We start from the raw sequence: 12,329 nt of genomic DNA on the forward strand, positions 1-12,329 counted from the left end.
TGGTTTTTTTATGAAAAACAGTTTGTCGTAAGAACCAATACCATTAATCGATACTTAAATGTTAAGCAAACAATATGAATAAAAAATAAAGTTTTATGAAATTACTTTTGTCTAAAATTAAATATAATGATACAAAAAGCACAAAATAAAAAGACAGTAGTTTTATCAATTTTTATTCTTTTAGTTGGTCTGTTTAGCTATGCACAAGAAGATCCTTTTAATTGTGATTACAATGCATATTTATTCCAATACAACGATATTTATGCACTAGATTTGTCTTCTGGTAACTCATATTTAGTTAAGGAAAATATAACTCCTGGCAATATAAATGCTGTAGGTTACAATCCTGCAGATGGTTATATCTGGGGTTCTTTATCTACACCATCTAAATCTATTGTTAGAATAGGGAAAAATTTTAGCACTCAAGTTTTTTACATTCCAGAATTACCAACTAGTAATAGATATGTAGGTGATGTTAGAGAAGACGGAGTGTATTATTTAAAACCTGGAGGGAGCACATACTATTTAATAGATGTGAATCCAAATTCTTCAAATTATGGTAAATTTCAAGCAACTAAGGTTCTATCACAAAATTTAAATATTCATGATTGGGCTTTTAATGCTGTAGATGGAATGTTGTACACTGTAGAAAAGAAAACTAATATTTTATACAGAATTGATCCAGAATCTGGAGTTGTTTTAAATTTAGGAATTGTACCTATTTTAGAAAACTTAAACTATACTTTTGGAGCAGTATATTTTGATGTAGAAGGTAGATTTTATGTTTCTGCAAATCAAACAGGAACTGTTTATGTAATAAACGATGTACAAAATTTAGAAAATGGTTCTTCAATAGTTTCAAATTTATTTGCTTTTGGGCCTTCAAGTAGTTTAAATGATGGCGCAAGATGTCCAACAGCTCCTGTTCCCCAGGAAGATTGTGTAAATGGTATTGATGATGATGGAGATGGCTTAACAGATTGTGATGATCCTGCATGCTCTGGTATAGCAGAATGCCCGACCATAGATTTAGAGGTATCAACTGGAAACAAAGGCGGATTAGAAAGTAATGATAGATTATCAGCTCTAATAAATAAAAGAAATTATTTAAGAAGTAAATCAAATTATAAGTTTAATAAAGCTTATGCAAAGAAAGTTGTAAAGACAAAGAGTTATAAAAAAACAGCTTCAAAATCTTCAGAATTTACATTAAAGAACTTAATTCCTTTAGACGTAATTCCAGGAACTTATGCTGTAGAATCTTCTCCTGCAGATTTAATTGAAATTACAAATGCTACAGAATTATTTTCAGTTGATTATATTAAAGATGATAAAACGGTAGCCGTAATATTAGCAACAAAAACAGAAAACGGAGTTTATGAACATACAAAATACATCTGTGACCGTTTGCTAGGTGCTGAGTTGTTATCTGTTTCTACCATAGAAATAAAAGGCCAAACATTTATCAAATCAATCATTAAAAATATTGATGGCTCAAAGGAATTTGTATTGAGTTTTTCTGGGAGATTATCTAATGATAATAAAAGTTTTTCTATAGAAAGTCATTGGAATATTGATAAATATACTGCAAATGAAACTTTTTATAATTTTCAAATATGGACTAATAAAGTTGATGACTTAATTACTTTAGGAGCAGAAGCTTTAGAGTTGTTTGAAGCTCAAAGAACAATTTTAGATTACCATAATTCAACACCACCTCCAGTTTTTGTGAAAAAGGGTAAATATATAGATGGTGCTTTAGAGTTAGAAATTATCAACACCAACAAAACTAAAAATATTGTTTTTGACGCCGGTTTTAAAAGAACAGAATCTTCTGAAACTGAATATTCAAATAAAAAAATAAATTTAGATGGGGATTACATTACAACGCTAAGAATTAATACAGGAAATATTTTTGATATTGGATTTAGAATTGAAAATGATAGCAATCAAACTCCAGACGATTTGTTTATGTCTGATGGACCTTGGGGCGTAGATGATTCTTCTGAAGATACAAATATTGAATCTTTTACAATTTCACAAAATAACCATATTTACAATGGAAATGGGTATAAAGTAGAAAGGAATATATCCTTAAAAGCGAAAACGAAATCTTATGTGGCAGCTTATAAAGCGTTTACTCCTAGATTTAATGCAGTAGATTTATCTGACTTTGATGCTTTGGAACTGGATGCTTATGGAACAGGGCAATTAGAAATAACAATTGTTAAGAAAGGAATTAAATTATGGAAAAATCAATTTAAAACCACAATTAAATTAACCGATACTGAAAAACATTATGCGATACCTTATGCTCATTTTGTTTCACCTTCTGGAGAAGTTTTAGAATTAAATGATGTTGTAACAATGGTATTTACAATGTCATCAGACGGAGTTGAGATCGTAGAAAAAGAAGTGAAAATTAGTAATATACAGTTTACACAACAAGTTTTAGGTGTTGATGATGGAGTAATAGCAGAAAACGAAGTTTTGTTATATCCTAATCCGATGAATACGACAACTGAGTTAAGTTTTTATTCTGAAATTAACACTTCAACTGAAATTGAGGTATATCATCTAACAGGAGCTTTAGTTAAAAGAATTAAAGAAAATACGATAATAGGGAATAATAGAATTACTTTATTAAGAGAAGGTTTAAAATCTGGTATGTACTTCTTGAAGATTAAAAATGATTTTAGAAATTATAAAACAATTAAGTTAATCGTGAATTAATATAAATTTTCAAAGTTTATAATTAGAAACCACATCAAAACTGATGTGGTTTTTTAATGAAATCAACTTTTTTTTTAATTTTTTTTGTGATTGTCGTAAACCATCAATACTGCAAGTAGCTGTTTTTTAGAGGTTTGTTTTCTTTTTTTAGTGTAACATTTTTTTTGTGATATCGTCTACTTTATATAATCAACAAAACTAAACATTATGAAATATTTACACACATCTACAGAAATTGAAAGAGGAATTTTAACTTCATCTTACAAAAAAGAGATTAAAAACCAATCTAAAATTGAGAAGTTTAAATCTTTATCTAAAATGAAATCGATGATTTTTAATCATCAAGAAAGGTTTGAAAGTCAAGCAGGAACCATTTTAAGAGTTTCCTTTTTTATGTTAGCTATTATCTTTATGGTTGCTTAATAAAAGATGAGCTTATAGTTTGTAAATTAGTTAACAAGCAAGCTTGCGTAAAGGATTGAAGTAAATGTTTGAGCTCTTTTGTGAAGAATAAACAAAAAGTGAGTCCGAAAATTCTGACCGAAAGGACAACGTCAAAACAAAAAAATCCATCTAAAAAAGATGGATTTTATAGTTATTAAGTTTGAGGTTTTAACTCAAAGCTTCTTTAATTCTTTTAATGGCTTCACGAATTTGTAACTCAGACGCTGCATATGAAATTCTAATACAGTTTGGTGCTCCAAAAGCATCTCCAGTTACGGTAGCAACATTCGCTTTTTCTAATATGAAAAGAGCAAAATCACTTGCGTTGTTTATAGTTACTCCCTGTATAGTTTTTCCAAAGAATGCAGAAACATCAGGAAAAACGTAAAAAGCACCATCAGGCACATTAATATTAAAACCATCAATTTCTTTTAATAAATCGATGATAATGCCTCTTCTGGTTTTAAATTCATCGACCATGTACTGAATTTTACTTATTGGTGCTAAAACAGCAGTAATAGCAGCTCTTTGAGCAATACAATTGGTACCTGATGTAATCTGACCTTGCATTTTAGTACAAGCTTTCGCAATCCACTCAGGAGCACCAATATAACCAATTCTCCATCCTGTCATCGCAAATGCTTTTGCCAAACCGTTTACGGTAATGGTTCTGTCATATAAACTTTCAATTGCCGCTAAACTAAAAGGTTTAATCTCATAATTAATATGTTCATAGATTTCATCAGACATGATATAAATCTGAGGATGTTTTTCCAAAACTTCAGCGAGTGCTCTATATTCAGCTTCTGTATAAATAACCCCACTTGGATTGTTAGGTGAGTTGAATAAAATTAACTTTGTTTTTGGAGTAATAGCAGCTTCTAATTGTGCTGGAGTAATCTTAAAATTTGTTTCTATAGAAGAAGGGATTTCAACTGATGTAGCTTCACATAGTGTTGCTATTGCAGAGTAACTAACCCAATAAGGACAAGGTAATAATACCTCATCTCCTGGGTTTAACAATACTTGCATTACATTTGCAATAGATTGTTTAGCACCTGTAGAAACTACAACTTGACTAGGTTTATATTCTATATTATTGTCTCGTTTAAATTTAGTACAAATAGCTTCTTTTAATTCTACATAACCATCTACTGGTGTGTAGGAATTATAGTTTTCATTTACGGCCTCAATAGCAGCTTCTTTAATAAAGTCTGGAGTATTAAAATCGGGTTCTCCTAAGCTTAAACCGATAATGTCTTTACCTTCTGCTCTTAATTCTCTTGCTTTTGCAGCCATAGCCAAAGTTGCTGACGCTGGCAGACTGTTAATTCTGTCCGATAATGGATGTGTCATTTTACTAATAGTTGTTGTCGTTGTTGTGTAATTTATTTACGCTAATTCTGGTTTTTTACCCAAAACACCTAAGTGTCTAAAATGCTCTATAATGGCTTTACGTGTTGTTTGATACTCATTATAAGGCAGGTTAAATTCCTTAGCTGTTTCTTTTACAATTTTAGCCAATTTACTGTAATGCACGTGAGAAATGTGTGGAAAAATATGATGTTCAACTTGATGATTTAACCCCCCTGTATAGAAGTTTACCAACCAGTTACTGGGCGCGAAGTTAGATGTAGTGTATAACTGGTGGACTGCCCAAGTGTGTTCTAAATTTCCATCTTTATCAGGCACTGGCATTTCCGTTTTTGGAACAATATGTGCCAATTGAAAAACGAGACTTAAAATCATACCTGCTGTGTAATGCATTACAAAAAAACCAATCAAAACTTTCCACCAAGCAACGTCTAACACTAAAATGGGTAAAACAATCCAAAGTGAATAATATGCGATTTTAGAAATAACCAGTTTAGTCCATTCAGTTGCAGGATTTGGAAATTCACCATAAGATAGTTTGCGTTTTAAATACCTACGCATTTGTTTTATATCTGTGGTAATTGCCCAATTGATAGTTAATAATCCATATAAGAAAATAGAATAATATTTTTGAAATTTGTGAAAATTAAACCATTTAGCATGTTGAGAAAATCGAATAACTCTACCAGCATCTATATCTTCATCGTGATCTTTTACATTGGTAAATGTGTGATGTAAAACATTGTGTTGTACTTTCCAGTTGTAAACATTACCAGCAAGAATATAAATACTACTTCCCATTAATTTATTAACCCATTTTCTTTTCGAAAAAGATTCGTGGTTTGCATCATGCATAACATTCATACCAACTCCAGCCATTCCAATTCCTGTAATTACCATTAGCAATACCATAACCCATTGAGGCATGGAAATCGTTAAAACTAAGATAAAGGGCACTAGAAACAAAGAAAACATTAGTATTGCTTTGGTATACAATTTCCAGTTTCCTGTTCTTTTGATGTTGTTTTCTTTAAAATAGGAGTTGACTCTTTTGTTTAAAGTTCTAAAAAACTTTGCCTTGTCTACTCTTGAGAAATTTAATGTTTTCATTTATTGCTTTGATAATAGATTGCAAAAATATACTATTTAGATTTGCTTTATATGATAAACGTCAGTTTTTGTTACTAATTGTTTATTTACAATAACTATTTTTGCATTTCTAAATTTTATACTTGATGGAAATAATACACAAATATTTTAAAAATTTATCAGAAACACAAGTTGCACAATTTTCTAAATTACAAGATTTGTATCAAGATTGGAATTTAAAAATTAATGTTGTTTCTAGAAAAGATATAGATGAGTTGTATTTGCGTCATGTTTTGCATTCTTTAGGAATTGCTAAAGTGATGCAATTTAAACCGGGTGCAAAAGTAATGGATGTTGGTACAGGAGGAGGTTTTCCTGGAATTCCGTTAGCCATTTTGTTTCCAGAAACACAATTTCATTTGGTAGATTCTATTGGTAAAAAGATAAAAGTAGTGAATGAAGTTGTATCTGGTTTAGGTTTAGAAAATGTAAAAACCACACATGGTAGAGTAGAAGAAGTAAAAGAAACGTATGATTTTATTGTAAGTAGAGCAGTAGCGCAAATGGAAACTTTTGTACGCTGGAATAAAGGCAAAATTGCTAAAAAACAAAACCACGATTTAAAAAACGGAATTCTCTATTTAAAAGGCGGTGATTTAACTGAAGAATTACAAAAATATACTTCTGCTACTATTTACGATTTACCTAATTATTTTGATGAACCTTTTTTTGAAACCAAAAAAGTAGTGCATTTAGGGATGAAGTTTAAAGGGTGATTTTTTTATTCGCTAACTTAAGACGATTATGTAACGTTTTAATGTTTTATAATCGGCGTTAGCGAAGTTATATTTTTATAATTTTAGAAACAAACTAAATTATTACATCTGCGTATCATAAATTACTGGATGTTGTTCTGGTATCTCATCATTTGTTTCTCCTAAATTTTGGCGTAAATCAATTTCTATTCCTCTTGCTATGGTTGAGATAGGTATATCATTAGCAGAACCTTCAAACGGATTTTCTCCTGTTCTTCCAATTTTTTCCATAGTGTGAAAAATCCAAGCTACAGCTACATAAAATGGAATAGCTAACCACATAAAAAACTTACCAACTGTAGCGTTTATTGAGCTAATTTCTAATCCTATTTCAGCAAATTGTGGTACAATTGCCAATGGTAAAACCATTACAAAAACCCACATAAAATAATGGTTTAAGGTGGCAAAATGTCTTGGGTAAGGAAAGTTTTTTATTCGTTCTGATTTTCCTTGTAGTGTAAATAATTCTTGAACTACAGTTTCTAGATTTAAGAATGCGAATTCCCAAATAATTCCTTTTTCTTTTAAGTTTCTTAAATGATGAGATTGAAGATACAACAAAGCAGTTTGCTTGTTGTTTTTACTCAAAACATAATTCATGTCTTCATATGATAAATAGGGTTTCAAATCGTCTTCCAGTTTCGTTTTCCATTCTGGAGGTTGCATCATTTTGCTCCAATCTTGGTTGGCTTTTTCCATCATAACCGTTTCCCAAGGTTTGTGAGCTCTCATGGAATGACGTAATGCATTCATCCAAGCAATATGTCTGTAGGTAAGTGTTTTAATTTCTTTTTTTAGTGCTTTATCTGTTTGCTTTTCCAGAGCGTGTTCGTTAGTAATCATGTCTTGCACAAACATTCCAAAAGTTCTAGATGTGTTTACAATACCTCCCCAAATTTTTCTGGCTTCCCATATTCTTCCATAAGCAGAATTGTTTTGAAAACCAATAACAAAAGCAACAGCAGTACCAATTAAAGCAATAGGAGTCCAAGGAATTTTAAGCCAATGTAAATCGAAAAAAAAGTAGATAGAAACTATTATAGTTGAAAAGATGATGAAAAACAAGGTCTCAAAACGAGTCCATTTTATCATATCAGTTGTCTTGTAAACCTTTTTAGTATACATTGCTTATTAATTTTGGTTGATTAGAATGATTAATGATACAAATTATTTTTGATATAATACAAGCATTGAAATCCCTGGAATTTTGATGTTTTTGGAGACACTTTTTTCTTTGTCTAAATAAAATGAATCTTTAAAGACTGCGATACTCCAAGTTTTATTTAGTTTATAATTGATGGTTTTCTTTTGAGCATTAAATATCACATAGATATTTTTCCAAGAATCGTTATTTGCATTGCTTTTTAGTTGATAAGAAATCAAACCATCTTCAGTTTTCATAAACTCTAAGTTTTCTTGAACCATTTTTGCAGTGGGCATTCTAAAAGCAGGATGCTCTTTTCTTAATTTGATGAGGTTTTTGTAATAAGCAACAACATCAGCATTATTCACTTTTAAATTCCAATCAATTTGATTGATGGAATCTGGAGATTTATATGAATTGTGTTCACCAAATTTTGTACGCATCATTTCTGAACCCGCATGTAAAAATGGCGTTCCTTGTGAAGTCAATACAATTGCAGTTGCTAATTTATGCATTGCTTTCATTTTATCTTTTGTAGCATTTGGTTTAGAAACCATTAATTTATCATACAACGTATGATTATCGTGACAAGAAACATAATTAATGGCTTGCCAAGGTTCATTTGTCCAAGGTGCATCAGAATAATTTACTGCCTTATAATCAATTTGAGAATGGTTGATTGAACCCACAATTCCGAATTTTATAGACTCTTCTTTGTTTTTTGCACCACTTACAAAACCTGTGCTTTTATCGTCAAAAACAGAACCTTTAATTCCGTCTCTAATATCATCAGAAAATGCAGCGATTTGTGGCATTTGATAGGTGTGTTTTTTCAAGGCTCTTTTTTCTTTTGGAAGTGGAGAGTCTGCTGCAGTCCAACCTTCACCATAAATGAGTGCATTTGGATTTATTTTTTTGACTTTTTCAGCCAATAAGTTCATTGTTTCTATATCGTGAATGCCCATCAAATCAAAACGAAAACCATCTAAATGATATTCTTTGGTCCAATATTTTACAGATTCAATCATAAATTTGCGCATCATTGTGCGTTCTGAAGCAGTTTCATTACCACAAGCAGCAGCATCAGAATAAGAACCGTCTTTTTTAAAACGGTAATAATATTCTGGATTTTCTAAATTAAAATTAGAAGTTTCTGTTTTTCCTGTATGATTGTAAACGACATCTAAAATAACACCAATTCCGGCATCGTGGAATGCTTTTACCATCGTTTTAAATTCTTTTATTCTTACACTTGCATCAAAAGGATTTGTTGAATATGACCCTTCTGGAACATTATAGTTTTTTGGGTCATAACCCCAATTGAATTGTGGTTTGTCTAAATTGGTTTCATCAATTGAATAATGATCGAAAGTAGGTAATAAATGAACGTGTGTAATTCCCATTTCTTTTATGTGGTCTATTGCAGTTGCAACATTTTCAGAACTTTTGGTTCCTTTTTCCACCAATCCTAAATATTTACCAGAATAAGAAGAATTGGCTTCTTTTTGAATGGTGATATCTCTAATATGTAATTCATAAATAATGGCATCATTTGGCGATTTTAAATCAACATACTTATCGTTTTTCCAGTTTGTAGGATTTGTAGCTTCAAAATCCAGAACCATTGCTCTGTTACCATTTACACCCACTGCTTTTGCATAAATTCCAGGGGTTTCAGCATTCCATTTCTCATTAATATAAGTTTGAAAAGTATAATAGGTTCCGTGTAAATCTCCTTGAATTGTTTTAGACCAAACCCCGTTTTCATCATCTTGCAAAGCAAAAGTTTCTATAACATCAGAGTCGTTTCCGGTATTGTAAAAGTTCAACTTTACTGCTGTTGCTCTTGGTGACCAAATAGAAAAAGTAGTTTGTTCTTTAGAATACTTTAGCCACAGATTTTTATTAGAAGTAGGGTATTTATCAAAAGAAGAAAATAGAGTTGGTCTTTTTGAACATGAAGTGATGAGCATAGAAAAAAGGAGATATAATAAAAGTTGACGAATTTTCATATCATTTGTTTTTGATTGAAAGTAGAAAGTTCATCATTTTTAATGAGACAAGCAAATTAAGTTTTGGTTATAAAAAAAGGAACTACATTTAAGTAATTCCTTTCATTCTATTCTTAAGTTTATGTTACTTACAAAGCTTCCACAAACAAACCTTCATCAGTTTTAGAAACTTTAGCAACTTCTTTCTTAGTTAAGCCTTTAATGGTTTTATCCCATTTTTTGTTTGATAAACCAGATTGTGTTTTCAATGCTGATAAATCAATTTTTTCTGCTTTTGTAATGATTTCTAAAACTGCTTTTTCTTCATCATTCAATTCTACAGAAGGAGCCTTTTTCTCTGGTCTCATTTGCGGAAAAAATAGCACTTCTTGTATAGATTGATTATTGGTTAAAAACATAATTAATCGGTCCATACCAATTCCCATTCCAGAAGTTGGAGGCATTCCGTATTCTAATGCACGTAAGAAATCTTCATCTATAAACTCAGTAGCTTCATCATCACCTTTTTGCGCTAATTTTAATTGATGCTCAAAACGCTCACGTTGGTCAATTGGGTCATTCAATTCAGAATATGCATTGGCAATTTCTTTCCCACAAACCATCAATTCAAAACGTTCTGTTAACTCTGGGTTTGTTCTGTGCTCCTTACAAAGTGGAGACATTTCCTTCGGATAATCAGTGATAAAAGTTGGTTGAATGTAGTTTCCTTCACATTTTTCACCAAAAATTTCATCAATCAATTTTCCTTTCCCCATAGTTTCATCAACTTCGATATTCATCGATTTTGCTGCAGCTCTAATTTCTTCTTCAGTTTTGTTGTAAATATCAAAACCTGTGAATTCTAAAATAGAATCACGCATTGAAATTCTCTTATAAGGCGCTTTAAAATTTATTTTATGTTCGCCAAAAGTAGCTTCTGAAGTTCCGTTTACTGCAGTTGCACAATGCTCTAACAAACGCTCACAGAAATCCATCATCCAGTTGTAATCTTTGTAAGAAACATAGATTTCCATTGCAGTAAATTCTGGATTGTGAGTCCTGTCCATTCCTTCATTTCTAAAGTTTTTAGAAAACTCATATACACCATCAAAACCACCAACTATTAAACGCTTTAAGTACAATTCGTTAGCAATTCTCATATATAAAGGAATGTCTAAAGAGTTATGATGCGTTATAAAAGGTCTAGCAGCTGCACCTCCAGGAATTGGTTGTAAAACAGGAGTTTCAACTTCAAAATAACCAGCATCATTGAAAAAAGAACGCATCGCATTAAACAGTTTTGTTCTTTTTACAAATACTTCTTTTACGTGCGGATTTACAACCAAATCTGCATAACGTTGTCTGTAACGCAATTCTGGGTCGTTAAATTCATCATAGGTATTTCCTTCTGTATCAGTTTTTGGTAATGGTAAAGGTTTTAAAGCTTTACTTAGCAATTTAAAATCTGTTACTTTTACTGTTTTTTCACCAACTTTAGTGGTGAATAGTTCACCTTCTAAACCAATAAAATCACCAATATCTAATAATTTTTTATAAATATCATTGTACAAAGTTTTGTCATCACCAGAACAAATTTCATCACGGTTAAAATATACCTGAATTCTCCCTTCACCATCTTGTAACTCAGCAAAAGAAGCTTTTCCTTGAATTCTACGAGACATTAATCTTCCTGCAATAATCACTTTTTTTCCTTCAGAAAAGTCCTGTTTTATTTCTTTTGAATTTGAATTGATTGGAAATAAATCTGCTGGATAAGGGTTAATGCCCAAATCTCTTAATTTTGATAACTTTTCTCTACGTACAACTTCTTGTTCTGATAATTGCATTTTATTCTATAAATTTCTAATGTTTATTAAAGTTTGCAAAGATACGATGCTTTGAAAGAATAAGCAATTGGGATAATTATAAAAAGAAATATATTTATTTGCGAATAATGAAAAACAATGTATATTTGCGCATCACTTTTTGTTAGAGTGATATTAGTTGTGTTGTTTTGGCACTTTCATAAAAGTGTCTTGGTTTTGTTAACCAATGGAAAGCTTCCCTTAGATGGGACGCTTTTTTTTTTGCTTTATTTTGAAGCTATTTCGAGCTTTTACTGCTTGCTGTCTCGTTCCTCAACGAGCTCAAACAAACCGTTAAATCTGAGATAAACTTGTTTGCCAGCTAAAAGAAATCTCCTTTAAACTTCCAAAATTTAATCATAAAAAGTACAACATAAACAATTGCAATTGAGAACTTAATGGTTGCAGAGGTTAAGAATCCTAAAAAAGCGCCAAAAGAAGCTTTTAACGCTCTATTGGTATCTTTGCTATCATATAAAAGCTCTCCAATTAAAGCACCAAAGAAAGCACCAATTAAAATTCCAAATGGAATAGGTGAAAATAAACCTACAATTAGTCCAATAGTTGTTCCGTAAACACCATATTTACTTCCCCCAAAACGTTTGGTACCCATGGCTGGAATAAAATAATCCAGAATCCAAATAAGAATTGCTACACCTAAAGTAATTCCTAGAAAAGTCCAATTCATTGGGATAATTGAAGTAAAATGCAATAGTAAAAGTCCAAACCAACCAGTTAACGGACCTGGAAGAATTGGTAAAAAAGAACCAATAATTCCTAATAACACAAAAATAAATCCAAGAAGTAATAAAAAAATATCCATAGTCAGTTTGCTTGTAAGACGAAGATATCGAATGATTGTTACAATTATTTT

The 12,329-nt window shown here is 31.0% G+C and carries 9 protein-coding genes; 3 read left to right on the forward strand and 6 right to left on the reverse strand.

What is annotated here, in order from left to right:
* Window positions 1-126 precede the first annotated feature (126 nt).
* Together DIS07_RS14165 and DIS07_RS14170 are read left to right on the forward strand one after the other, a co-directional pair.
* Entirely contained in the window at window positions 127-2,733 is a 2,607-nt protein-coding gene (locus DIS07_RS14165; RefSeq protein ID WP_109405926.1) for a DUF6923 family protein, read from the forward strand.
* 207 nt (window positions 2,734-2,940) lie between these two features.
* Window positions 2,941-3,156, forward strand: coding sequence for a hypothetical protein (locus DIS07_RS14170; RefSeq protein WP_109405927.1), 216 nt, complete (start codon window positions 2,941-2,943; stop codon window positions 3,154-3,156).
* 189 nt (window positions 3,157-3,345) lie between these two features.
* Here the strand turns inward: DIS07_RS14170 and DIS07_RS14175 are convergent, their stop codons facing one another.
* A complete protein-coding gene (locus DIS07_RS14175; RefSeq protein ID WP_181374614.1) occupies window positions 3,346-4,533 on the reverse strand; it encodes a pyridoxal phosphate-dependent aminotransferase in 1,188 nt (395 codons plus the stop codon).
* A gap of 36 nt (window positions 4,534-4,569) precedes the next feature.
* Window positions 4,570-5,661, reverse strand: a complete 1,092-nt coding sequence (locus tag DIS07_RS14180; RefSeq protein ID WP_109405928.1) for a fatty acid desaturase family protein — start codon at window positions 5,659-5,661, stop codon at window positions 4,570-4,572.
* Between the two features lie 125 nt (window positions 5,662-5,786).
* Between DIS07_RS14180 and rsmG the strand changes: the two genes are divergently transcribed.
* A complete protein-coding gene (gene rsmG / locus DIS07_RS14185; RefSeq protein WP_109405929.1) occupies window positions 5,787-6,416 on the forward strand; it encodes a 16S rRNA (guanine(527)-N(7))-methyltransferase RsmG in 630 nt (209 codons plus the stop codon).
* 102 nt (window positions 6,417-6,518) lie between these two features.
* Here rsmG and DIS07_RS14190 read toward each other — a convergent pair whose 3' ends face one another.
* The 4 genes from DIS07_RS14190 to DIS07_RS14205 all read right to left on the reverse strand — a co-directional run bounded on the left by DIS07_RS14190 (window position 6,519) and on the right by DIS07_RS14205 (window position 12,278).
* On the reverse strand, window positions 6,519-7,580 hold the full coding sequence (locus DIS07_RS14190; RefSeq protein WP_109405930.1) for a bestrophin family protein: 1,062 nt from the start codon (window positions 7,578-7,580) through the stop codon (window positions 6,519-6,521).
* A 42-nt stretch (window positions 7,581-7,622) separates the two neighbouring features.
* On the reverse strand, window positions 7,623-9,611 hold the full coding sequence (gene pulA, locus DIS07_RS14195) for a type I pullulanase (RefSeq protein ID WP_109405931.1): 1,989 nt from the start codon (window positions 9,609-9,611) through the stop codon (window positions 7,623-7,625).
* Window positions 9,612-9,739: 128 nt separating this feature from the next.
* Window positions 9,740-11,437: a lysine--tRNA ligase gene (gene lysS / locus DIS07_RS14200; protein ID WP_109405932.1), complete on the reverse strand. Its 1,698-nt coding sequence runs from the start codon at window positions 11,435-11,437 to the stop codon at window positions 9,740-9,742.
* A 340-nt stretch (window positions 11,438-11,777) separates the two neighbouring features.
* Window positions 11,778-12,278, reverse strand: coding sequence for a DUF456 domain-containing protein (locus tag DIS07_RS14205; protein ID WP_109405933.1), 501 nt, complete (start codon window positions 12,276-12,278; stop codon window positions 11,778-11,780).
* Window positions 12,279-12,329 lie beyond the last annotated feature (51 nt).

This window comes from Polaribacter aquimarinus, assembly GCF_003129485.1.
GTDB classification, from domain to species: Bacteria; Bacteroidota; Bacteroidia; order Flavobacteriales; family Flavobacteriaceae; genus Polaribacter; species Polaribacter aquimarinus.